We start from the raw sequence: 25,393 nt of genomic DNA, 5'->3' as shown, positions 1-25,393 counted from the left end.
CAGATGGCAATCAGGAAGAATACTGAACTCAAGAAAGATGATTTCCAAATTCATCGATTATAACTAAGTTTTTCTGATAATTGTCTATCGTTAGGCATGCTCCTCTCATTTGTGCTTTCACCTCTGTTTATTGACGTGCCGTGTGTTCTTTCTGGTACCAATGGTGAATTAGTAGAGCAATTTCCTGCTTTTTCCATTATTTGTTGCATGCTAACTTGCGTTCTTTGATTGCCCTTCACTGATTGATCATTTTGCGTGATAAAATCAAATGAGATCATAGTACTTTTTGTTTGCCCAGGAATGTTTTTCTGCAATTCTTGTAATTCTTTCGGAAGTATCTTTGATATACCTTGTTTTTTCATTACTTCTTTATAGCCCACTAGTACTGATTCTGCCTTCTTTCTTAGGGGATAACCATACATTTCTCTATCTCTTGGGTCTAAACTTACCGATATACCCGCATAATCGACAAGCATCACACGCATATTTTCTGCACAATAATTGTCATCATTATAAAATAATTTGTAAATGGATTTCTCAACTTGGATTCTTTCTTGTTCTGTTTCATTATATTCTTTTAAAAATGGAGAGAATGGGGTATTTTCATACCATTCATTGATTAGCTTACGTAATTCAATAGGGTAAGAAAGATTAATAGCGGGTAATTTTTTTAACAATACCTTTTTCAATGTAGGTGATTCCTCTAAAATATTTTTGACTGGGAAACCTTTTCCTCCATACTTTTGAATGCTGCAACGAGTAAAATTTTCAACAAATTGATCTTCTATAGTCCTTTTTTTATCGTTTGGGTTAATCATACGCACAGATTGTTCAATTTCTTCGATTAAGTTTTCTTTTGCCTCATCTAAAGATTTCTTCATTGATGGGCTTTCCACTTGATTCATTTGTTCCTCATTTTTTTTCTTTAAAAGTTCGTTTATTTTTTCAATAGTTGTGTTAAATGTTACTCCCATTCCACTTAAAGGATATATTTCTTTTTGTTCATTTAAATCCCCTATCCTTATGCCTTCTATAAAGTTATCAAAAAATATATCTCTCCAATTTTCTATTTGCTCATCTGAACAAGTTATGCTTACTTGTCTCAATTTTTCTTTTATTAATTCATTTTCAGAATTTCCCTGATGGTTGTTCCAATCTATCTTTCCAATTTCTTTGATTATTTCAGGAAGATAATACTTGATCCCTTTCTCTTCTAGATTTTCTTTTATTTCAGCAATTAATGGCAATCGTTTTAAGTTAGTTGCTTCTATCCTCTCTGCAACTTCTGGACTGATTGCAGAAACTAACGAAAACATGTCTTCCTTGTTTGACCGAGAATTTTCTCCTTCTGCTGTAGTAAGAGATACTTGTTTGCTAAGGTCTTTCAGCTTATGGTTAGAGTTAATTTTATTATAAAATTGCATACGATCTGCTTCATTAAAAGAAGAATCAATCAGTGATGTAATTGATTCTTTTATTAATAGGAATGGCGTATCATCATAAATGGATACTAGCCAATTTATCTCACCTACTTCTTCTTTCTTTAATACCTTTTCAAATTTCACTGCTGTTTCATAATCCCGTTGTTCTGCTAAGACACGTACTATCTCTTTTTGACTAACCATTTCTTTCAACTGACGTTGTTCCTTGTCTGTTAAAAAAACATCTAGTTTCTGATCCACTTGTTCTTTAAATGGCAAATCACTTTTATGTAGGCAAGCACTAACACATGCTTTTAATTCAATTTTCGATAGGTTTTCTTGCTTAAGAAACTGTTGAAGATACGTATCCTGCTTCATAAAAGCATAAAACTTTTGTCTTTCTTCCACACTTAAATAGGGTTGCATGATCGTTTGAATTGCCGCTTCTCTTTCTGTTGCTGTATTTAAATCATGTACTAATTCTTTAATAAAATATTGCAATTGAACATTAGCGGGTCTCCTATTTTCAGGAGCAATCATTCGTTCCACCAGATAATTCGTCAGCTCATCTGACTGTAATTGTTGAGTCAAATACACACCTGCTCGAACTAATTCTTGATTCTCCATATTGTTCGCACATTCTTTTTGATCTTGTTTTTTTTGCACGACATGCTGATATTTTTTTAATGCTAGTTCCATTTCTTCATGAGCAATCTCTCTTCCAGCGGAAGTTTTTGATTTTTTATAGCTCTTTTTTTTCTTAAGAAATTCTTGGTAGGCAACTTCTTTGAGACTCTCTTCTTTAGTTGTATTGGTTTTGTCTTTTTCTCTCTCAAGCCTTGGTTTCGTTGCAAAAGCTGTAAACTGCTTAGTCATCTCTAGATCATGGTATTTATTGTGAAACGCAACAATTGCCTTAGCTGTTTCAGTCGGTCTTACTTCCTGATTTAAAATGACAGAAGGACTCCAATCAAACGGCTGACTTGATTGCTCTATGATTGGTGTTGAGATTGGCCTTTCAACATTTCCAACTACTTCATTAGCCACTTTATTAACTACTTTTTTGCCAGTCAATTCGCTACGCATGGACGGAAGTGGGTATAGGTCATGATAGCTTTCTACTATCTTCTCCATTTTATTTTGTATTAAAATATTTGGATGTATTGGTAAAGGGTTAGGTTGCTTATTAGTGTATTGTGCGCTCAAGTACTGAATCATTTTTGCACAATATAATGGATCCAGTTTCCCTAGCATGAAAATTTGCTTTGCTAATTTTTTTCCTGGACTTTGATATGTTTCCTCAATTTGATGCGCTAAATTAGCAAAATAGGTAGACACCATTGGAATCGTCTGAGCATAATTTTTTAAAGGATAAGAAGGCAGCATATTTTGGCAACAAACGAGTAAATCTTTAAGGCCCGGTTCGTTTTCTACAAGTTCTAAAATCCTTTTATTCGTTAATGACACGTCACCTTTATCCTCATAATCCTTTTGAATCAACGTATCTAAATATGGAATATACTCATGTACCTTCTTTTCAAACTGAACGAGCAATGTATTTAGTAAATTATTATAGTGTAAGTTGGAATCTGACAGAACCTCCGCAATTTGTTCTTTTTCTGACTTTAGTCCCTTATCAAGATTTTTGAATATTCTTCTTAGTATTTGATTTCTACTTACCTCTTTAAATGTTACACCCATTGCTTTAAATTCACTTTTTAATTGACGATTGATTTCAATCGCTGTTTCATCATGGGACACAATAGCTTCTCTTAGTTTTAGATCTCGATAATCACACCTATTATTCGTTAATATTTTTACAACAACTGGCTGAAGTAAATTGGCTGGTGCGATCTCATCTAGTTGTTCTTTAATTTTTTGGAGTTTAATAATTCTACGATCATTGTCAACGTGAAATTTCGCATAACCCCAAATTGAGCTAAATCCATCGGAATCATGAAACTTAACTGTATTTAAAAATCCTTTCAATTCTTTAACTTTTAAAGAAGTCTTGATCTCTTTTTTTTCTAAATCGTTTAAATGCGAGATGGAGCGGTCGATTGCTTGATCTTTTAAACGTTGTTCCCAATGTGGAAATCTCACTTGGACTTTGACCAAAGAATCGATTAGTTGTTCCTTGTTTAATCGCCTAAGTTCAAGAGGATCTAAAAGATTAGCATTGACTTGTTGCAGCCCGTTTTTCACTTGCAGCTCTTCAATGACTGGAAGACTCATTGCTTTTTCGAATACTCGTTTAGATTGGTTATAGACTGCAGATGCTTTTAAATCAGGCCCACCTTCTTTGATTATTTCTTTTAGTTTGATTTTTTTAGTAAACTCTAAATGTTCTTTTTGATTTAAATGTAACGATGCCTGTTCTTTTATCCATTGTTGGGTATAGGAAGATACGTTGTTATATAAATCTGTAAAGAAATCAATTGTTGCTGCTTTGTTTTCTTTTTTTATTTTTAAGAATTCCAATGTACGTTCTGGGCCTATTTCTTCAGACAAGTGGATAAGTCTTTGTTGTTCTGAAATGAGTTCTGACAATTTCAGATTTTCGTCTACAGTTAAATCTTTTTTCAAAGCGTGTATCAAACTTTTTTTGATATCCATTGGTATAACTTGTTCTTCTATACAGGTTAAGTAATACGCTCTAATTTCAAGTGGTGATTGCATTTTCTGGTCAAGAAACACCCGAATTTTATCTTCGCTAAACTTAATATTCGCTAGCTTTAATCCTTTTTCTCTCAATGCATCTTGCATCTGACTTTTCACTGCAAATTCAGCATGGTTAGCAGGACTTAAATATATTTTTGCTTGTGTTTTGATGTATTCTTGGTTAGTCGTTGAAAAGGATTTTTCATAAATATCTGTGAAAAAACCAAGCCTTCCTTCTTGTTTTCCTTGCTGTATTTCTTCAAGCTGGAATACGTTTTTTAAATCTAGCTCTTTTGACAATTGGATAAGAACTCTTTTTTGAGGAACTAAGGCTTGCACTTCATTTCTTTCTTCACTTGTTAAGTTTTTCTCAAAATATTGTTGTAAACTCTTTTTCCAACTATTCATTTGGCTAAATGGTTCGTATTTCATTTCTAGATAAGCTATCTCATAAGCTCTAATTTCGTTAGGAGATAAATTTTCGCGACTAAGAAATGGATTAAGAAAATCTGTTTCTTCCCATTCCTGTAAATTTTTTTTACTCTCTCCCTCTCGTATCACGTGACCTATTTCAAATCTCACATAGTTTTCTTCACTTAAATGTTTTTTAGCTTGCTCTTTGATGAATTGGCGACAAGTTACCGAAAAAGCTTTTTGATCCATCTCTTTGAACAATTGAGATAGGACTACTTGGTCGCTTTCCTTGCTATTGTCAAGCTTAGTTGCAAGTTCTGGACCTACTTCTTTTCCTAATTGTAAATATAATCTTTTTTCTGAAACTAGATTCTTCACTTTCAATATTTCTTCTGGTTTCAACTCTTTCAAAAAAGGTTTTCTCAAATTTTTTTTGATGTTGCTCTCCATTTGTTGCTCTTCTAAATAGGCTAGACAATAGGCTCTAATTTCGTTAGAAGATAAATCTTGACTATTAATAATCGGATCAAAAAAATTGTTTTTTTCTCTCTCCTGTAACCCTTTTTTTCTCTCTATATTTCGTATCATTTGAGCTACTTCAAATCGAGTATAATTCGTTGCACTCAAACATTTTTTAGCTTGCTCTTTGATGAATTGGCGACAAGTCACTGAAAAAACCTTTTGAGCCATTTCATTGAACAATTTCAGTCGTTCTACTTGATTATCTTGATTGCTTCTTTCATATCTGACTGCAAGTTCTGGTCCTACTTCCTTCCCCAATTGTAGACATAATCTTTTTTCAGAAACTAGATTCTCCACTACTTTAATCTCTTCTGGTGTTAAATCTTTCAAAAAAGGTTTTCTCCAAAGTTTTTTGATATTGCTTTCCAGTTGTCGCTCTTCTAAATAGGCTAAACAATAAGCTTTCACTGCATAAGGAGATAAATCTTTCCGTTTAAGCATAGATTTAAGTACACTTAAAGAAGTGGATTCTTGTTTTATTATATGATTTTTTTGTTCACTATTATGTACTATAAATTCAAATTCTAAATAGCCTACTTTGCTTAAATATTTCTTCGCTTCTCTAGAAATTGCTGTTCTATTCAATGCACCATTCTTTTCATAAATAACTGTAAAAAGATCCCCCGTTGCTTTTTGCTTTCCTCGCTGTACTTCTTCACTTAAATATTTTTCTCTAGTCATTGTTGTTCTATTTAATGCACCATACTTTTTATAAATAGCTGTAAAAAAATCTACTGTTGCTTTTTGCTTTCCTCGCTGTATTTCTTCAAGGGCTAATAAATCATGCGGTCCTACCTCTTCTATCATCTGAATATTTTGTTTTTTTAAAAGCTTGACTTCTTCAAGTTTCTTTTTTTCTTTTTTTAATAAATTTTTCTCCAAAGTTTTTTTTATTTTATTTTTGGTTTTCTGTAATAAGTTACTTTCATCGATATAAATTTCATAAATTGCTATTTTTTCCAGATGAGACATGTCAGGCAAACGGAGTAAATTGGGAAATATTTTATTATAAAAAACAGAAGAAACAGACTGTGCTTCTTCTACAGATACCTTAATTTTCTTGTTCAAAACATTGATTGTTTGAGATAATTCATAATAGACTTTATCCAAACCATTATTTTTTTGCATGCGTGGAATCGCATGGTTTTTGATGAATGAATCCCATTTTTCTTCAAGAACAGGTTGATTACCGGATTTTTTTATTTCAGTAAATATTTTTGTTTTTAGTTTCTCTGACTCTATCCCTCGCTCCAGAACCATAACTGCTCTCACTAAATCATTAAACCAATTAGGACTATTTTCACCTTTATTTACCACTGGTTTGATCAACAAATCACTGACCTGCGCTTCTAGTCTTTTAGTTGATTCTGCTGTTTTTTCATTAGAAATCTTATGATAAAAACTATAGATATCGATTGTTTTCTTTCGTGATTGCTGATCTAATGACTGAACATCTTTAAACTGATCTTCAAAAGCTTGTTCCGCTTCATTAGTTATTTTTTTTAACAGCTTATGAAAAGTAACGTAAGTTTTCGCCATTTCCTCTAAAGATCTGTACTGTAACAATTCATTTTTATGAAGAGTATTTATCCATTCTCTAACTATTGATTGTTCGTTCACAGTTAAACGCGGCATAACATATCTTTCAAAGTTAACTTGGTGTTGTTCCCAATCCCTTGGAACAAATGCCGGCTTATTCATGAATAAAAGATTATATAAATAAATACTATCTGACATCAAATTCGGGTTATTCTTTAAATTGATCGATTCATAGCCATTTTTTCCATAGTCCACTCGATCTGCTTTAAAATATACATTAAATAAACCTTCGTTTTTTTCCATTCGATCTCCTTTTCTTTATCGTCCGTTTTTGTAAATTGCAACAAATTTTAATCACTCGTATCCTTGTTCTTACTAGTATGGATAACTGTGTCGGTTCACACTGCTTTTTAGTATTGTTTCCTACCATTTTTTATGTAATAAACCAATGAAATTGAGACAAAAAGTTTTTATTCTCAAGAAATAAGCCGATAAGCTGAAATTTCTGAAGATTGGTAAAAATAATAAAATCGTTTATTGTGATTATGACCTTTGTACTTCACAACTTTTTGTCCCAGTTTCATTCGTTTTTATTCTAAAAACTATTTACAAAAATTTTTAGGCTTCAAACCCATTTTTCATGGCTACGGTTTTAAACCAATGGCCCGACTTTTTAATCGTCCGTTTACCGTCTTTGTTTAGATCGACAGCAATCAGTCCATAACGGTTTTTATAAGCGTTCGTCCAAGACCAGTTATCCATGCAAGTCCACATGTGGTAACCCACACAATTCGTTCCTTCTTGGATTGCCTGATGCACATATTTCAGATGGTCTGTGACAAAAGTGATCCGATAATCATCTTCAATCACGCCTTCCGAGTTAACGAAACGTTCTTCCCCTTCTACACCCATACCATTTTCAGAGATATAACATTTGATATTGCCATAGTTCTCTCTCGTATTCGTCAAGATATCATAGATCCCTTTTTCATAAATTTCCCAACCACGATAGATATTCATTTTTTTATTAGGCATATCATAATAATCAAAATAATCTTCTGGCATTGGTCCATTCTGATGATCAATCGGTGTTTCTTTTGCCTTGATTCTCCGAGGTTGATAATAATTGATTCCTAATAGATCAATCGTATTTTCTTTGATAATCGTTAAGTCATCGGGCCCCATCTCTGGCATTATCGCTAATTCTTTCACAATAGCAACCAACTCTGATGGAAACTCTCCTTTTACTGCAGGATCAAGAAAAGAACGATTGAAAAAAGCATCAGCGATTCTAGCAGCCTTGACATCCTCAGGGTTTGTTTCGTCTCGCGGGTAGCTAGGAGTTAAATTCAAAATGATTCCAATTTCTCCTTTTTGTCCCATCTTATGATAGGCTTCAATTGCTTTGGCACTTGCCAAATTTTCGTGGAAACCAACTTGAATAGCCTCTTTTAGATTGATATGGTTAGGATAATGAAACTGATAGAGATAACCGCCTTCTACTGGAACAATCGGTTCATTATGGGTAAACCATTTCTTTACTAAATCCCCAAATAACTCAAAACAGGTTTTTGCATAGGCCACATAGGCGTCAACCGTATCACGAGACAACCAGCCACCTGTTTGTTGTAATTCTAAAGGCATATCAAAATGATATAAATTGACAAATGGTTCAATTCCCTGCTCCAGTAATTCTGTAAAATATGAACGGTAAAATGATACAGCCTGTTGATTCACTTCTCCTTTTCCTTTAGGGAATAGACGACTCCATTGAATGGATGTTCGGAAAGTATTATGACCTGTCTCTTTCATCAATTGAACGTCTTCTCGATATTTCGTGTAAACTTGAGAGGTTTTCTCAGGACCAACTTGATTGAAAAATTTTTCTGGCTCTAGATCATACCAATAGTCCCAAATGTTTTCTCCTTTCCCATCTCCTTTGATTCTGCCTTCTGTTTGTGGTCCACTTGCGGCGGTTCCCCACCAAAAATTCTTTGGAAAATCGTAGTGTTTCATTTCATAATCCCTCAATTCTTTTAGTAATTACCGTAATCATAAACAATCACTGAAAATAAATCAATACTTTTGATAAAAATGACTAGACATTTAAACAGACAGACGTTATACTACGTTTGTAATCGATTGCAAAATAAATTTGAGGTGAAAAAAATGAATGGTTTTATGGATAAACTTTCTCAAAAAATTATGCCCTTAGCCAATCTTTTAGGGCAAAACCGTTACTTAACTGTGTTACGGGATGCATTTATGTTGTCATTTCCGCTAACAATGTTTGGATCAATTGTGGTCGTTGTGAATAATCTACCGTTCTTCAGTGATGGTACCAAAGGCACGTTAAGCACCCTTTTTGGTAATGGTCAAAATGCGACGATGAGTATCATGTCCGTTTTTGTTACATTTGGTATCGGCTATTATTTATCAAAATCATATGATGTAGAAGGTATTTTTGGTGGCGCTGTTTCATTCGCAAGCTTTTTGATTCTCACACCTTTTGTGATGACAACAGCTGGTGGTGAAGAAGTTTCGGGTGTCCTATCACTTGATCGTCTAGGTGCTAAAGGAATGTTCATTGGAATGATTGCTGCCTTTTTAGCTGCGGAAATCTACTGTCGAATCACCAAACGTGGTTGGCAAATTAAAATGCCTGATGGCGTACCACCTGCAGTAACGAAATCTTTTGCCGCTTTGATTCCAGCTGTAGTCACATTGACTGTTTTCTTGATCATCAACGCTGTCATGACTGGCGTATTTAATGCGAACCTTCATGACTTAGTCTATGAAGTTATCCAAAAACCTCTAACTGGTTTAGGTAGTAGTTTACCTGCCACGTTGATTGCCTTATTCTTTGTTCAATTTTTGTGGTTCTTTGGTCTTCACGGTCAAATTATTGTTAATTCTGTTATGGACCCTATCTGGAATACATTGATGCTTGATAATTTAGAAGCTTATCAGCATGGGAAAGAACTACCACATATCATCACAAAACCATTTATGGAAACCTTTACCGTTGGTATCGGTGGCTCTGGAATGACGTTAGCAGTAGTATTATTGATGGCTTTTGTCTTGAAGAAAAAACAATACCGTGATGTTGGTCGTTTAGCGCTAGCACCTGGAATCTTCAATGTCAATGAACCTGCAATTTTTGGTCTACCAATCGTATTGAACGCAACCATTTTGATTCCTTGGGTCGTTGCTCCTTTGGTCGTGACAACGTTCAACTACTTGATGATGGCAGCTGGCATCGTTCCTCCGCCTACAGGTGTTTCAGTTCCGTGGACTGTGCCGATCATTGCTAGTGGTGTTTTAGCTACCAATTCATGGCTAGGCGGTCTCTTACAAGTAGTCGATTTTGTGATCGTCGCTTTTATTTGGTACCCATTCTTAAAAGTATTAGATAAACAACCTGATTTAGACGTTGTGTAAAGCCTTATCTACTCACCTGTGAAGCAAATCATCTTCTTTCTAATAGAGATTAAGCAAATTTTATAATCTAGCATGAACAGTCAAAACATGGAATGATGTGAATTGATTTGTTCATGCTTGTTTCATTGAAATGAGTGATTCAACAACTAAACTTCGTTATTTCTTTCTTGTCGAACGAAATAACTTTCGTTATACTCAATACGAGGTGAATAACGTGCCAAAATATGAAGAAATCGCAAATGTTTTAAGGGAAAGAATCCGTTCAAAAGAATATCCACCAAACAGCTTTTTGCCTAATCAGATCACTTTAGTCGAAGAATTTGGCGCAAGTCGAATGACCATCAAAAAAGCCATCAATATTCTAGCTATGGAAGGATTAGTTTATTCGCAAAGAGGGGCTGGAACCAAAATTTTAGATCATCCTTTTATCGAGAAAGATACCTCCCCTGCCAATGAGTATGAGGGACTCAGTCATCAAATGAAGCGTCGTCATCGTTCACTGACGAGTCAAATCATTCAATTTGATGTCGAGTTTCCGAACCCATTTATTCAAGAAAAATTAATGATTGGTGCCGAACAACCTGTTTATAATATTCACCGTTTACGAATTTTAGACAACGAACCTTATATTTTGGAACATACATTTATGCCTGTACATTTAGTTCCAGGGCTAAAAAAAGAACATCTGCTTTCTTCTATCTATGATTACTTGCACCAAGATCTAAATCTTCATTTTGCAGGCGCCTATCGAGCAATTTCAGCAGATAAAAGTACGCACTTTGATCAGGAATACTTGAATTGTTCGGAAATAGATCCTGTTTTGGATGTGCAACAAGTCGTTTATCTAAAAGATGGTCAGCCCATCGAATATTCATCTAGTAGAAATCGGTTTGATGTCCGCAACTATTCCTTACTTGATGTCCGTTCAAACTAAAAAAATCCGTTTCAAAAATAGGAAACTATTGTGAAACGGATTTTTTGGTGTTTACAAAAGAGCAGAGTCAAACAGAATAATTGCCAGAAACGTTCCCACTCACTATACTGTAACTAACACAATACTTACTTTTTGTAAGTTCAAAGGAGGAACTCCCATGGATACTCAAATCAAAGGCATCCACCATGTTACCGCTATGACTTCAAGTCCCACTAAAATTTATCGTTTTTTTACGGATATTTTAGGAATGCGCTTAGTAAAAAAAACGATCAACCAAGATGATATCGAAACGTATCACCTTTATTTTACAGATGAATACGGCTCCCCTGGAACTGACATGACTTTTTTCGCTTTTCCTAATCAACCTCAAGGAAGTAAAGGAACGGATACGATTTCTAGAGTGTCTTTTCGAGTACCAACTGATGAAGCATTGACTTATTGGTTCAAACGCTTTGAAGAAAAGAATGTTCTTCACTCTGCGATCAAGGAACGTTTTTCAAAAAAATATCTGGAGTTTGAAGACTTTGACCATCAATTCTATCAATTGATTTCTGATGAAAACAATACAGGTGTTGCTGGTGGTACTCCTTGGAAGAACAGCAATATTCCATCAGAATATGCAATTACAGGCTTGGGACCAGTTTTTGTCCGAGTGAGTCAAATGGAACCATTACAGTTACTATTAGAACAGACTTTAGAGTTTAAACTTACTGATCAAACAGGAGCTTTTTCGCTCTTTGAAGTCGGTCAAGGCGGTAATGGAGCAAGCATCATTGTTGAACAGCGAGCAGATTTACCAAAAGCAATCGAAGGATTCGGCAATATCCATCACCTTGCCTTGCGTGTCGCTGATGAAGAAGCCTTACGTCACTGGATCCATGTGATCAATCAGATAAACGTACCAAGTTCAGGGTTTGTGGATCGCTTCTACTTCCAATCAGAATACTTCTTAGCTGCCACCCACGTTCTCTTTGAATTAGCAACAGATGGACCTGGTTTTTTTGGAGATGAATCAGCAGATACAGCTGGCGAAAAACTATCACTCCCACCACAACTCGAAAGTAAAAGAGAAGAAATCGAAGCGTACATTCGTCCCTTCGATACTCAGGATGCCAACCAACAACGAGAATGATCTTCTTTCTATCCAGACAGTCGTTTTCAAGAAACATAATTTTCAAGAAAAAGAGGTCAAATCATGGAATATTTTTTTCAAGCGGGAAAACAAACAAGTAGAAATTTACTCCTTCTTCATGGTACAGGTGGCGATGAATATTCATTACTTGAAACCGCCCAGTTCCTTGAACCGGATGCTACGATTCTTTCTTTTCGTGGTTCAATCAAAGAAGACGGAATGAATCGCTTCTTTCGACGGAATGGGTTGAATCAATTCGATTACCAGAGTTTAGCAGAAGAAACAGCGCTTCTATACCATGAAATCTCAGCAGTTAGCCAAAAAGAAAACATCTCGTTACATGACTGGGTGATCGTAGGCTATTCCAATGGAGCGAATATCGCTGCTCACTTGCTATTATCAAGAAATACTGAGCTGCGAAAAGGAATCCTTTTTCATCCAATGTCTTTAAACGTCAATTATCCAGCAAAAGTAATGACTGATACTCAGATCTGGCTTTCTTACAGCAAGACCGATCCAATCGTCTCCTCTATAGCGATTACGAATCTGATCAAAGATTTTGAAATGCAAAAAGCTCACCTCACATTCCAAGAAACGTTTACTGGTCATCAATTAACAAAGGCTGAATTAATTGCCGCAAAAAGTTGGCTTTCTTCGCTTTCGGTTAACTAATATTGGACGAAGGTTGTGATGCATCGGATTATTTTTTCAAAGTCTCTTTTTCAAAGACTCTATAATGAGGTACGCTCCAAAAGTTGTACGTGAAAACGACAATTTTTGGGGCGTATTTTTTTGTTTCGACCTCTACTCACGAAACAGAAAAATGAATGTAAGTGCTAGATCCAACTATCCATTTTTCTCAAATCATCTCTTTTAACTTTCATTTTGGAAAATCCTTCTTGGCTCCCCCTCATTATAAACGCATCATATTAAAGATAAATAGAAACATTCCTCATTTGAAAAAACTGTAGAATATGGATTTCCATTATAAAAATTAGGAAAAAATGAGTTTTTGATTAGCTAGATTTCCGAAAAATTGCTATAGTTTAATTAATCAGAGTTGCAATCATTTTAGCGTTCGCCATTTTTTTGTCGAGTTAATATGGTTCACTCATTAGGGAGGGGGCACGATGCTTCACAAAAAAAGAAAACAGATTCAACAAGTAATCTTTCTGTTATTGACACTTCTGTCAGTGCTTGCACAAACAAATGTTGTTCAAGCAGTTTCGTTAAATTTATTTGGTACGACTACCGCAACTAATAACAGTCAAACCAGTCCAAATGCGCCTTTTTTAAATCGAGTAAATGTCCCTGTCACTTTTCTCATTGAAGGAAAAAATGGCATCAGCGCTGGGGTTATCACAACTGGCGATAAATATGCCATTTTAGAAGCACCGACTGAAATGGTCGGGTATATCCAACCTAATGGGAATGCGACTGTTCAAACTACTGTTACTGTGCCACTTAGTCAGTCCCCTTTACAATTGATTTTGCCGACCATAACCTCTGTGATTTCGTTGATCGTCAACTCACCTTTAGTTTCCACACAAAATAAAACAGCGGTTAATCAGGCATTGTCAGAATTACGTTCGGAAACTTTTGGTGCCCAGAATCTTACTCTAGCTATCGTCCCACGCTCAAGCACTCAATATGGCGTAGCGATTAGTCAAGGGCTATTACCCATCCTGACAACGACATTAAAAAATCGGATTCAAAATTTATTAACGATCGTCCAAGCTTTACCGCTGATTGGGACTGTTTTAGGAACATTATTGTCCCCCTTTGTCACAGCTTTGTCTCAATTTATTACGAGTTTAAATTCACCAACTTCTGATAATAGTAAAAATTTGGTTGCTGCTTCGATTTTAGGTAATACGAGTGTTTCGCTACCATTTCTTTTATCTTCGCCCAAATTGACCCAAGATCTAACAGCTAATTTTAAGGGCGGTTTTATTCAAACAGATCAGTCGACGATTCAGTTAGGACCTACTACTGGTACAACACCTGTTTATTTTTCAGCCGGAGCACTCACCTGGCAGACCACAAGCTTGCCGACTCACTTGAACTTTGGTCAGCACTTGATCCAGACCCAACAGGATGAGCACTTAGTAGCCACCAATAACAATCAAGTAACTACCGGATCGATTTCGATTACTGATACACGGACAGTTGTAAAAAATTGGCAAATAAAAGTCCAACAACTTAGTCCTTGGCAAAACGGAACCAATCAATTAACGTCCCAATTACAAATCTCAACAGCAGATTTAACAACTACCTTTCCTATCACTGGGATCACAAGTACTGCTAATCAAATGGTCCCTCTATCTATAGGCACGCAACAAACATTACTCAAATTAAATGGTGTAACTGATCCTGGTCAAGTCCAATTAGCAATCAATCAGTTCTCATTAGCGGTTCCCAAAGAAAGTCTGAAAACAAAGGGAACCTACCAAACAATGGTGGAATGGCTCTTATCGGATACACCGTAATTTATTTAGGAGGAAGAAGAAATGAAAAAGAAAACGTTATCTTTTTTTGTCTTGGGGATCAGCTTGTTTTCAAGTTCTCTCGTTTTTGCTGATTCACAAACCCAAGGAGAAGTGGCCTATGTGGAAGGCGCACTTGAATTTGACTATGCTGGCGGTATACCAACTAATTTAGACTTTGGGGATCATCCCTTGCAAACTGCAGCTGCTGAAAACTGGATTGCTACTGCTACAGGTGAACAAACCGGCTCTACACCTACTACTGGAACCGTAGCTGTTCGAGACAACCGAGGAAATCCTGCAGCTACATGGACAGTCAAGTTATCTCAAACTGACCAGTTCAAAACAGCGGATGATGTTGAGCTATCAGGTGCACAGCTCAATTTATCTTTTGGCGCACTTACAAATAACTTAGGATTAGCCCCTACCAGTGCCTATGAAAACGATGAATTAGCGATCCAAGTATTCAATCAAGATGCTACGATTTTAGATGCAACCGCAGGTCAAAACTCGGGTGATACTGCACTAGCGATCAATCAATTCAGCTTATCTGTTCCAGCGAATACAAATAAAGTAGCCGAACAATATACTACTATATTAAATTGGACTTTCTCATTCAGTCCAACCAACTAAGAAAGGAGGAATGATCGTGAAAAAGTGGTTTTGGATACTACCCTTCTTCTTTCTACTGATGGGAAATCTTAACATCTACGGCGAATCCTTACAAAGTTTTGATGCACAAATACAAGTCAATGAATCAACACCATCAACAAACGACAATTATTTTGATCTACAACTAAAACCTGGACAGGAATCGACTTTGAATGTCTTAGTCACGAATCTAAAAGAAACTGAGATCACGATCATTCCGTCCTTTAATCGTGCAAAGACCAATCAACTAGGCGTTGTTGAATATTCTGGTAGAAATCAAGATCGTCCTAATAATTTGCCCATTGATATCGAGAAAATTGTTTCTGTTGATAAGCAAAAGTTTACTCTTGCGGGACATGAACAAAAAAAGATTCCTTTAACCATCAAAATGCCAGAAAAAGATTTTGATGGAGTAATTGCGGGTGGGCTCTATCTCCAAGAAGAACCAAAAAAAGATATACAAGGAAATATCCAACATGTTTTTTCTCGAGAGATTGCTGTCTTACTTAAAACACAACTAAACAAAATCCAACCGAACTTAGAACTAAAAAAAGCAGCACCTACCCAAATCAACCAGAGAAATGCCATCAAAGCAACTTTGGAAAATACTAATGCTGCTTATCTATCTAGTGCTCGTATACACTATGAGATCAAAAAAGAACAACAACAAACCCCAGTACTAACTGGGACTCAACCCATTTCGTTCGCCCCTAACAGCGGCACGGACTATTTGATTTTTTTAGAAGGAAAAGAATTCGAACCAGGAACCTATCAGCTAATGACGAATGTCAAAAACAAGGAAATCAATTGGCAGCAAAAGATAAATTTTACTATTTCGCAAAAAACAGCTGCAACTTATAATGAACAAAATATATCTACTACAAAGGATGAGCCGCAAAACAATTGGCTCCTTTGGCTAGCTGGAGGTATTATTTTCGCTCTCATCCTCATTATTGTCTTTTTACTGTATATTGTAAAAAAGAAAAAACGATAACTGTTATCAAACAAAAACTAACTCTACCTAAATTTTCACGAGGCAGAGTTAGTTTTTTTCTTCTGATCTAGCAGTTATTGATATACTATCAAACACATTAGTTCTTTACTACGATCAGGAACAATCCCAACCGTTCTTCAACAACTAGCGACTACTTATTGTGATTCTCCAAATCGAATGGTATCTCCAATCGCAAACTCTGGAAAGATTTGAGGCTCTACAACGATTGCTCCTGGCAAGACTTCGTTTTCTCCTGTGCGGAAATAAATGGAGATATGACCGAGGGTTTCAAAGTTATGATTGGCTTCACTGCCAACTTCTTTGATTTGATATTCTTGGTTGCCGATGGTCAGTATATCCCCTGTTTTGATGACATTTTTAGCCGTTTCATGATTGTCATGGACCACACAGATGTCTTTTAATTCAGGTGGTACCTGTTGTCCGAAAAGAATCATTAAGTACTCTGCCGCAAATTCTTCCACTAAAGAACCAACCTCAACAATCTTTGTTGTGTGCATGGTTTTCTCCTCCTTCTATGATAACGTCGTATCTTGTAAATGACGTAACTGCCAAACAGTGGTACTGGCATCTAGTTCAACGTCATCTTCAGTTAAGAAAGAACCCGCCCGTATAAAACGTTTTGCTACTACTTCTCCAGAGATCAGTCCGATCGGGATATGTCCCTCTCGCTTCATTTCTTCGTGGGTCTCAAGTACTCCTCGGACACAAAAACCACCGATTCCATCTAAATGATCCCCAGGTTGAATATCTTTTTTCGCTACCGCAACTGTTTCTGAAATTGGGGCGCCTAATGGAACAATGGCATGATCTTGTTGTAAGACAGCTTTTGCAATCGTAATTGGTGTTTCTAAACTTGCTAAATGATACGGGCGATATAAGATATGATGATCCCGTTCCCCTTTCTTCATCAAGTAATTCATTTCTTCAGCTACTTCGCTATTTTGCCCCTTAACGATAACAAAGACGCCTGGCGCTAAACCATCCACATATTCCACTACACCAAATTGAGATAAGACCCCACCATTTTCTTTTAAATCTAACGAAGTAATGACAGAATCTAGATCCCCTTTCAAACCATGCATACCTACCTTGTCAGGGATATAGCCAATCGCATTTGATAAAAGATTCATTTCAGCCATTGTTTTTGTTCCATCTTGGAAAGCAGCTAGCATATGAGGAGCCATTTGTTTTTTCTGAGCTTCTTTTTCAGCAGTTGCCGGATTTGCGGAAATATTCAATTGATTATTCTTCCCTTTTCCCGCAACTAAGACTTCCATCCCCATAGACGAAGCAAATTCAAATAATTCGGTGGTTGCTGCAGGTTCATCGCCATCTGATCCTGTATAGATCAACCCCGCTGAATCATAGAGTTTATGCATCAAAGGTCCAATAGTGATATCGATTTCAACATTTAATAAGACAAGATGTTTTTTTGCTAATAACGCTTCAAGCGCAATTTTTGCTCCTGCTTCAGGTACACCAGTAGCATCTACGATTACTTCATTCCAATCAGAGTGAATAATTTCTTTAGCATCTGTTGAAATAAGGACATCATTTTTAACTTTTGCCGAAGCTAGATACGCTTCTTTCGCTTTTTGTGCATAATCAAGGGACAAGTCACTGATCCCTGTTACGATCATCCCTGGAATTGACGCTATTTGTGCAATCATTCCCCTGCCCATTTGTCCTGCACCAATTACTCCCACTTTGATTGGATTACCTGTTTTTTCTCTTAATTGTAATTCACCATATAAAGTCATCTTATGTATTTCCTCCACTCATTCAATTTTTTATGTGTTTTTTATAAATATTCTCTAAAGATTCGGTTCACTAATATTTTAGGCGAATTGGCAAAATTACCAATTGTCGAGCCCGCAATATGAGGGGTGATCGTGAGATTATCTAATGTTAGATAAGGATGGTCTGCGGGTAATGGTTCCTGTTCAAAAACATCCACTGCCGCTCCCGTAATCTCTTTGTTTCTTAATGCTTGAATCAAATCTTGTTCATTGACTAATCCAGCACGGGCACTATTGATGAAAACAGCAGAAGGTTTCATTTTCTTGAAATGCGACTCATTGATCATATGTTTTGTTTGAGGAGTCAATCGATAATGCATCGAAAAGATATCTGCTTTTTCCACCAGTTCCTCTAAGCTAACTTGAGTATCAGGGGACGTACCATCAAAATAATCATCAAAGAAAAGAATGTTACATCCAAAAGGTCGCAACAAATGAGCAACTCGTTGGCCAATTTCGCCATAACCAATTAAACCAATCGTTGACTCTTTTAATTCAGGTGCTAATAGCCCATTAGGATAGTACTTTTGCCACTGATGCTCTCTTAATTTTTGATTTCCTCGTGCGATATTTCGAATTTCTGTCAAAATCAAACCAACAGTAAATTCCGACACACTAGTCTTACTTCTGCCAGGAGTATTATAAACAGCAATTCCTTTTTCTTCGGCATAGCTAACAGCGACATTTTCTGTACCTGCTCGCAGTACGCCAACTAATTCCAGATTTTCTGCTCGGTCGATCACTTTTTTACCAATCGGTGCAAATTGAGTAATGATCCACTGATACTCTTCAATATTTTCTAAGAGATACTCTGGTAATTCGACTGCATCACACCCTTGTTTTTCAACCTTGATATTATCTTTTTGCAGACTATCTAAATCAGAATGTCGCCATTCTTTGATGTCTACAGAAATTCCTTTTGTGGCTAAATCTTTCAAGCCTTCTTCCATCATTTCTCGATCAATAAATAAATCTGCGATTGCTAAACATTTGATCATTCTTTATTCCCCTCCTCATTTAATACAACTGATACCCGATAGCTTCCTGGGGTACTAGCGATCTCGAATGCTTTTTGAATATCCATTAATGGAATTTTGGTTTCGATCAATTTTGATACATCGACACGCCCTTCATTTAGGAGTGTAGCTGCGTCATAAAAATCTTCTAGTGTGGAAGCATACGTACCGATCACTTCGAGACGCATATAATGAATCGTATTTGGCTGGATAGCCATTTCAGGCGCAGGATAACCCGCAGCATAAATCGAGATTTTCCCATCTTTTTCTTTCACCATCTCAAGGGATTGATTCATCGCCAAAGTTGATCCAACTGCGACAATAACGCTGTCAGCCCCTCTCCCATTTGTGAGTTCTTTGACTTTTTGGACTGGATCGGTTTGACTTGCATCAATCGCTTCAAACCCTAATTCCTTGATTAGAGCTAACTTTTTAGGCATGACCTCAGAAATAATGACCCTTGCGCCCATTGCTCGTGCTGTTAGTCCATTGAGAAGTCCCATTGTTCCTCCACCGATGATCACGATCGTTTCTTTCCCAGGCACTATTCGTAATTTTTTCATATTTTGAACGACGGAGGATAAGGGTTCGACAAAAGCAGCTTCTGAGGCAGATAAAGTTGGTCTCATCTTGACGAAGCTCTTGGCTTTACGAACAAAATAATTCGCAAATCCAAAAATCCCATAAAACTCTTTTGAATAATTCTTTCCAAATTGCCGTTTGTTTTCACAATTCGTAATTTCACCAAATTTACACTCATCACAGTAACCACAATAATCATAAAGTACACTGACTCGATCGCCGATCTGGTAGGTATCACCGACAGCTTTGCCTTTTGCTACGACAATTCCTGAACATTCATGTCCGCCAGCCATAGGATAGCCTTGATGTTCTCTAAGTCCTAACCATTGTTGATAGTCAGTTGTACAAATGTTACAAGCTTCTTGTTTTACTAACAATTCATCTTCTGCCAATTCAGGCATCGGTATTTCCTTGATCTTTGCATTCTTCTTCTCAGCTAAATAGCCAAACGTTATGTTTTTAGGTTGCATTTTTTCACTCCTATTCTATAATCCAATTGAAAAGGCATACGCAATGATAACTGCGATCGGCCCAGTTAAAATTCGCGAAAACAACACAGCTGGCACACCATTAGAAATCGTTTCTGGTTTTGCTTCTCCCAAAGTCATTCCTACGGGTGCAAAATCACAGCCAACTTGTGAATTGATAGCAAACAGTGCTGGTAGAGCGTAATGTGGCGGGATTGTACCATTAGCGATCTCTGTTCCGATCAATAAACCAATCACCGAAGCAATCACCGCCCCTGGTGCTAATAAAGGAGATAAAAACGGCAAACTAGTAATAGCACCTAATAGAACTAAGCCAAGTAAGCTACCGCCTAAAGGTGACAAAAACTTCGCAATAATATCCCCAATTCCTGTATAGTTGATAATACCAATCAAAGTTGCAACAAAAGCCATAAATGGAATAATATTTGTTAGCACGGTATCGATCGTTTCACGCCCTGCTTGATACATGATATTGATAAAGCTCCCCGCACCACGTCCGATGGTATCGATCAAGCCAAAAATCCCACCTTTTTTATTGCTATGATTTTTCTTTTCAGTGGTTTCTTTTGTTATTTCTGTAGTTGTTTCCGGTTTATTTGTGTTGATATTTGATGTTTTTTCATTCTTATCTTCTTTATTATGTACTTGTGCAGCTTCGCTCTCACTAATAATTTCTATGTTTGTAATCGTTGTTCCTGAAACAAAAATATCTTCTGTCATAAATTTCGCCAACGGCCCAGAAGGCGCTTGCAATTTTACGTTGATTGTTGGGATCTTCATTCTTGGATACGTTCCACAGCGTGCTGTTCCGCCACAATCAATGACTGCACACAAGGTTTCTTCTTTTTCCACTGGATTTTTAAATGCATCAACCGCTGTTACCCCAGCTAATTCCGCAATCTTTTCAGCGACGGGATGAATGCCCCCACCGGTTACACTGATAACGTACTTCTTACGTTCATCATTTAACGGAATGGTTAATGGTCCTCCCCAGCCTCCATTTCCTTTATGGATAATTAGTTTTTTCGCTTCCATCTCTACCTCCATTCTCAGTTTCGTCTATGCCTCTGTTGTTTTTTTTGCTTCTCTTTGTGTTAAGAAATGAGCAATTTTTTCTGTAATGATTCCTCGTACTAAGATAATCATAAAAGCAGCTAATAAATATCTTAGACCTAATTCACTTTGATTTCCCACTTTACCAAAGCCAGCTGCCACACCAAGATAAACAAATAGTTCAGCTGAATTTGCATGAGGAAATAATCCCACGATGGGATGAAGCATTGAAACCGTTGCATCATAGTAAGCTGCCTTGTGTTCTTCTTTTAAAAATCGTCCAAATGTATAACACATTGGATTTGTTAAAAAGAAACACGCTAAAAACGGAATCAATGTATAGCGTAATAACGTGAATTTCGTACATCGTTGCATGAATCCAAATACTCTTTTTTCTCCGATAATTTTTATTAGAGCGTTTACAAAAAGAATCAAAGAAATCAACAGCGGAACGATAGTCGTTAAAAATCCAACAAAAGTATCTGCTCCAGCTTGAAACATTCCCATAAAGCCATCTGACAACTTCACCAGAAAATTCAAATCCCATTCCTCCTTTTAAGATCAAATTGCGCGCTTTTATCAAAAGACAATTCATTTGTCATATGATACCACACCAAGAATATATCATTTGACAAAATTAATGTCAATTGATTTTTTTGAAAAAATAAAGTACACTAAAAATGGAAATGTTTTTTATTAAATGTATGACAGTTATGAATAACTGGAGTGAAACGATCAATTGGAGGAAAAAATGAGTAAGTCTGAAGAAAGAAACATGGTGAAAGTAGCAACTTTATATTATAAAGAAGGTCTGACACAAGCACAGATTGCTAAGAAAATGGGAGTCTCTCGTTCACTCATTTCTAAATGGTTAATTGATGCTCGAAAAGCAGGTTTCATTGAATTTTTTATTAATAGTGAAAATATCTATGCCATTGAATTAGAAACCGAACTAGAGAAAAAATTTGCCTTATCTTTTGTTAAAGTGGTGGACACAACTAATCTATCTTATCCAGAAATCGAGAAAATGGTTGGACAAATTGCATCAATCTCTTTAAAAGATAAGATTGCAGCTGCGAAAACAATCGGGATTTCATGGGGAAAGTCAATCAAAAGCTTAGTTACTCAATTTCCATTTGAGAATTATCCTGATACAACATTCATTCCATTAATCGGCGGCATGGGATATGATCATTTTGATATCCACTCCAATCAACTTTGCCATGAATTTGCTCGAAAGACGCGTGGTTCTTCAAAATATCTTTACACTCCAGCACTGGTTTCTAATGAGATAATTCGTCAAGAATTTGAAGGTAATATCTACATTGATAAAATTCTCTCTGAAGCCAAAAAAGTCGAATTAGCACTTGTCGGTATCTCCTCCCCTGATCATTTCAACACGATGGAAGAAATCGGGTATACTAATAAAAAAGAAATGGCACAATTAAGAGGGATTGGTGCAGTTGGGGACATCAACTCCCGTTTTTATGATAAAGATGGTCAAGAAGTAAATCATCCAATCAATAAGCATGTGGTTGGTTTAAGTCTTGAAGAGCTTAAAGCGATTCCTGAAACCATCGCTATTGCTTATGATGATGCGAAATGGCAAGGAATCTATTATGCTTGTAAAAATCAACTGATTGACTCCATCATTACTACCGACACCATTGCGGATCACTTGATTCATATGGATATTTAGCAATAACAAAAACGGAAGTTACGTAAGAGCAGTTCCGATTCTCACCTGTTTCCTTTATCTGCTCTTGAATCTCCTAACTATTTCCGCTATGATTAAAAAGTAATAAAATATGATTTTGTTTGCAGGGGGACGCTGTTGCGTTGAGAAGGTAAAACCTGACCCTTTGAACCTGTTTGGTTGATACCAGCGTAGGGAGCAAATGTCCTTTTTGTTGATGCGAAATCAAAACAAACAAGACATTCTTCTTTCTAGGGGAATGTCTTTTTCTATTTTAAGGAGGATTACAGATGAAAAAAGTGCTTAGTATTGCAGGATCAGATTGTAGTGGTGGTGCGGGTATACAAGCCGATTTAAAGACTTTTTCTGCTCATCGAGTGTATGGAATGTCGGTTATCACCTCAGTCGTAGCTGAAAATACGGTTCGTGTATTGACGTATCAAGATATTTCCCCTCAAATCATCAAAGATCAAATGGATGCGGTTTTTGAAGACATTTTTCCCGACGCCGTAAAAATTGGGATGCTTTCTAGCCAAGAAACAATGCTTGCAGTGACTGAAAGTTTAAAAAAATGGCAACCACAAAATATTGTTTTAGACCCAGTGATGTACGCTAAAAACGGCAATGCGTTGATGGAGCCAACTGCGATTGATACACTGATTCAGACGGTTCTTCCCTTAGCTAACTTGATTACACCTAATATCCCAGAAGCAGAAAAAATTGCTCAATGTACGATCTCATCAATAGCAGATATGGAACAAGTCGGACGAACCATCTACGAAAATAGTGGAACAGCTGTTTTAATCAAAGGTGGGCATAAATCTGGTGAAGCTACCGATGTGCTCTTTGATGGAAAGAAAGTCTATCATTTTACTGCAGAACGAATCGAAACCAAAAATACTCATGGGACAGGGTGTACGTTATCTTCTGCTATTGCTTCTGAATTAGCTCTAGGGAAATCCTTAGATCAAGCTGTCTGTGAAGCAAAGAAATACGTTACACTTGCAATCCAACATTCGTTGGCGATCGGTCAAGGACATGGTCCTACGAATCATTTCTACTCGCTTTACCAAAATACCGTTGAAGAGGAGTAATTTTATGTCATCATTCGAAACGATTATCCAACAGATTCGTGCATGCAATCCGTTGGTTCACCACCTAACGAACTATGTAACAGTCAATGATTGTGCCAATATTACTTTAGCTATTGGTGGTTCTCCGATAATGGCTGATGCGATTCAAGAAGTAGCAGAAATAACAGCTAAAACGGATGCACTCGTTCTCAATATAGGAACCTTGAATGAACAAACCGTCGATTCGATGATTCTTGCTGGCAAAGAAGCGAACAAGCATGGAATTCCGGTCATATTCGATCCAGTCGGTGTGGGTATTTCTCAATTTCGTATGGATGTGACTAAAAAGTTATTAAACAGTATCCATTTTACAGTCATTCGTGGAAATTATTCAGAAATCCTTTGTCTAGCAGGTATTCAAACTTCAGCTAAAGGAGTAGACACTTCGCTTGTGAATCAAAAAAAAGAAACTGAAGTCATCAATATTGCACGAACACTAGCTTCTTCTTTTCACTGTATCATCGTCATAACCGGCGCAATCGATATCGTTTCAGATGGTGTTCGAACGATGCAGGTAAAAAATGGTTGTGCTGCAATGCGCCATGTTACTGGTACTGGTTGTATGTTAGATTCTCTAATTGCTACTTTTTGTGGTGGTTATTCCGATGATTTTTTTGAAGCAGCCGTAAGTAGCGTGATTGCAATGGGAGTTGCTGGTGAATTAGCTTTTGAAAAGGCAAAAACCAAAGGAACAGGTAGTTTACGCACCCATTTAATAGATGAAATAAGTAAACTAACGGATCAAACCTTATCAGAACGAGGTGACTATATTGCATTCGATGATTGATTACCGGCTCTACCTAGTAACAGATCCACTCTTGTTCACTACCAATACACTGCTAGAAGCTGTCTCACAAGCACTTGAAGGAGGCGTTACTGCTGTTCAACTCCGAGAAAAACAGTTAGATTCTAGAAAGTTTTACGAAGAAGCCATACAGATAAAACGATTAACCAAAAGATATAACGTTCCCTTGATCATCAATGACCGCCTTGATATTGCTCTGGCATGTGATGCAGACGGTCTCCATATAGGTCAAAATGACTTACCCTTAACTATAGCTCGTAAGCATCTTGGACCAGATAAACTAATCGGTGTTTCAGTACAAACGGTTGAAGAAGCCATCGAAGCAGAAAAAAATGGTGCGGATTATCTAGGAGTCGGTGCAATGTTTCCTACAGACACCAAACCAGATGCAATACATGTCACAACTGAAGAATTAGAAAAAATCTGTGCGCAAGTCTCGCTTCCAATCATTGTGATCGGTGGAATCAATCAGCAAACAATCCCAGCTTTTCACTCACTTCCTATTCAAGGTTTTGCTGTCGTATCTGCTATTTTGTCAAAAAAAGATATCAAAAAAGCCAGTCAGGAACTTTTAGGATTGATTGATCAGACGATTGGGAGGTAAA

Annotated in this window: 19 protein-coding genes and 1 riboswitch; of the genes, 11 read left to right on the top strand and 8 right to left on the bottom strand. The window is 36.7% G+C overall.

Going from position 1 to position 25,393, the window contains the following annotated elements:
• Nucleotides 1-50: 50 nt before the first annotated feature.
• Both IGJ18_RS05095 and IGJ18_RS05090 read right to left on the bottom strand, forming a co-directional pair.
• Nucleotides 51-6,860 (bottom strand): hypothetical protein, encoded by a 6,810-nt coding sequence (locus IGJ18_RS05095; protein ID WP_438842967.1) that lies wholly within the window; start codon nucleotides 6,858-6,860, stop codon nucleotides 51-53.
• Nucleotides 6,861-7,175: 315 nt separating this feature from the next.
• On the bottom strand, nucleotides 7,176-8,573 hold the full coding sequence (locus IGJ18_RS05090) for a glycoside hydrolase family 1 protein (protein ID WP_094940910.1): 1,398 nt from the start codon (nucleotides 8,571-8,573) through the stop codon (nucleotides 7,176-7,178).
• Nucleotides 8,574-8,726: 153 nt separating this feature from the next.
• Between IGJ18_RS05090 and celB the strand changes: the two genes are divergently transcribed.
• The 7 genes from celB to IGJ18_RS05055 all read left to right on the top strand — a co-directional run bounded on the left by celB (nucleotide 8,727) and on the right by IGJ18_RS05055 (nucleotide 16,195).
• Complete coding sequence (celB, locus tag IGJ18_RS05085; protein WP_010719614.1) at nucleotides 8,727-9,998, top strand: PTS cellobiose transporter subunit IIC; 1,272 nt, start codon at nucleotides 8,727-8,729, stop codon at nucleotides 9,996-9,998.
• Between the two features lie 214 nt (nucleotides 9,999-10,212).
• Nucleotides 10,213-10,932, top strand: coding sequence for a GntR family transcriptional regulator (locus tag IGJ18_RS05080; protein ID WP_010719615.1), 720 nt, complete (start codon nucleotides 10,213-10,215; stop codon nucleotides 10,930-10,932).
• 157 nt (nucleotides 10,933-11,089) lie between these two features.
• Nucleotides 11,090-12,064, top strand: a complete 975-nt coding sequence (locus tag IGJ18_RS05075; RefSeq protein WP_034867486.1) for a VOC family protein — start codon at nucleotides 11,090-11,092, stop codon at nucleotides 12,062-12,064.
• A gap of 63 nt (nucleotides 12,065-12,127) precedes the next feature.
• Nucleotides 12,128-12,736: an alpha/beta hydrolase gene (locus tag IGJ18_RS05070; RefSeq protein ID WP_088745320.1), complete on the top strand. Its 609-nt coding sequence runs from the start codon at nucleotides 12,128-12,130 to the stop codon at nucleotides 12,734-12,736.
• A 458-nt stretch (nucleotides 12,737-13,194) separates the two neighbouring features.
• Entirely contained in the window at nucleotides 13,195-14,553 is a 1,359-nt protein-coding gene (locus IGJ18_RS05065; protein ID WP_081115063.1) for an adhesive domain-containing protein, read from the top strand.
• 21 nt (nucleotides 14,554-14,574) lie between these two features.
• Nucleotides 14,575-15,183, top strand: a complete 609-nt coding sequence (locus IGJ18_RS05060; protein ID WP_010737308.1) for a WxL domain-containing protein — start codon at nucleotides 14,575-14,577, stop codon at nucleotides 15,181-15,183.
• A gap of 16 nt (nucleotides 15,184-15,199) precedes the next feature.
• On the top strand, nucleotides 15,200-16,195 hold the full coding sequence (locus IGJ18_RS05055) for a DUF916 and DUF3324 domain-containing protein (protein ID WP_438842966.1): 996 nt from the start codon (nucleotides 15,200-15,202) through the stop codon (nucleotides 16,193-16,195).
• A gap of 155 nt (nucleotides 16,196-16,350) precedes the next feature.
• Here the strand turns inward: IGJ18_RS05055 and IGJ18_RS05050 are convergent, their stop codons facing one another.
• Genes IGJ18_RS05050 through srlA form a run of 6 tightly spaced genes read right to left on the bottom strand, consistent with a single transcriptional unit; the run spans nucleotide 16,351 to nucleotide 21,694 of the window.
• Nucleotides 16,351-16,713: a PTS glucitol/sorbitol transporter subunit IIA gene (locus IGJ18_RS05050; protein ID WP_161652080.1), complete on the bottom strand. Its 363-nt coding sequence runs from the start codon at nucleotides 16,711-16,713 to the stop codon at nucleotides 16,351-16,353.
• Nucleotides 16,714-16,728: 15 nt separating this feature from the next.
• Entirely contained in the window at nucleotides 16,729-17,976 is a 1,248-nt protein-coding gene (locus tag IGJ18_RS05045) for an NAD(P)H-dependent oxidoreductase (RefSeq protein ID WP_034867482.1), read from the bottom strand.
• Between the two features lie 41 nt (nucleotides 17,977-18,017).
• Complete coding sequence (locus IGJ18_RS05040) at nucleotides 18,018-19,013, bottom strand: 2-hydroxyacid dehydrogenase (RefSeq protein ID WP_240273910.1); 996 nt, start codon at nucleotides 19,011-19,013, stop codon at nucleotides 18,018-18,020.
• Nucleotides 19,010-20,083: a zinc-binding dehydrogenase gene (locus tag IGJ18_RS05035; RefSeq protein WP_178286475.1), complete on the bottom strand. Its 1,074-nt coding sequence runs from the start codon at nucleotides 20,081-20,083 to the stop codon at nucleotides 19,010-19,012. Before IGJ18_RS05035 ends, IGJ18_RS05040 begins: the two co-directional genes overlap by 4 nt.
• A 15-nt stretch (nucleotides 20,084-20,098) precedes the next feature.
• Nucleotides 20,099-21,136 carry a PTS glucitol/sorbitol transporter subunit IIB gene (gene srlE / locus IGJ18_RS05030; RefSeq protein ID WP_010737302.1) on the bottom strand — a complete coding sequence of 346 codons (1,038 nt, stop codon included), beginning with the start codon at nucleotides 21,134-21,136 and terminating at the stop codon, nucleotides 20,099-20,101.
• Nucleotides 21,137-21,160: 24 nt separating this feature from the next.
• Nucleotides 21,161-21,694 (bottom strand): PTS glucitol/sorbitol transporter subunit IIC, encoded by a 534-nt coding sequence (gene srlA, locus IGJ18_RS05025; protein WP_438842965.1) that lies wholly within the window; start codon nucleotides 21,692-21,694, stop codon nucleotides 21,161-21,163.
• 211 nt (nucleotides 21,695-21,905) lie between these two features.
• On the opposite strand from srlA, the gene IGJ18_RS05020 reads away from it, so the two are divergent.
• From IGJ18_RS05020 to thiE, 4 genes are all read left to right on the top strand, one after another.
• A complete protein-coding gene (locus IGJ18_RS05020) occupies nucleotides 21,906-22,853 on the top strand; it encodes a sugar-binding transcriptional regulator (RefSeq protein WP_081128757.1) in 948 nt (315 codons plus the stop codon).
• Between the two features lie 113 nt (nucleotides 22,854-22,966).
• Nucleotides 22,967-23,065, top strand: a riboswitch (TPP riboswitch).
• 75 nt (nucleotides 23,066-23,140) lie between these two features.
• On the top strand, nucleotides 23,141-23,944 hold the full coding sequence (gene thiD, locus IGJ18_RS05015; RefSeq protein ID WP_228197348.1) for a bifunctional hydroxymethylpyrimidine kinase/phosphomethylpyrimidine kinase: 804 nt from the start codon (nucleotides 23,141-23,143) through the stop codon (nucleotides 23,942-23,944).
• Between the two features lie 4 nt (nucleotides 23,945-23,948).
• Nucleotides 23,949-24,770, top strand: a complete 822-nt coding sequence (gene thiM / locus IGJ18_RS05010) for a hydroxyethylthiazole kinase (RefSeq protein ID WP_063626855.1) — start codon at nucleotides 23,949-23,951, stop codon at nucleotides 24,768-24,770.
• The gene (gene thiE / locus IGJ18_RS05005; protein WP_438842964.1) at nucleotides 24,754-25,392 is read left to right on the top strand and encodes a thiamine phosphate synthase; all 639 of its coding nucleotides are present in this window, start codon (nucleotides 24,754-24,756) and stop codon (nucleotides 25,390-25,392) included. Before thiM ends, thiE begins: the two co-directional genes overlap by 17 nt.
• The last annotated feature ends 1 nt before the right edge of the window (nucleotide 25,393 follow it).

This window comes from Enterococcus sp. AZ078 (genome assembly GCF_051714985.1).
Taxonomy (GTDB): Bacteria; Bacillota; Bacilli; order Lactobacillales; family Enterococcaceae; genus Enterococcus_B; species Enterococcus_B hirae.
This window is presented reverse-complemented; position numbering and strand designations above follow the sequence as displayed.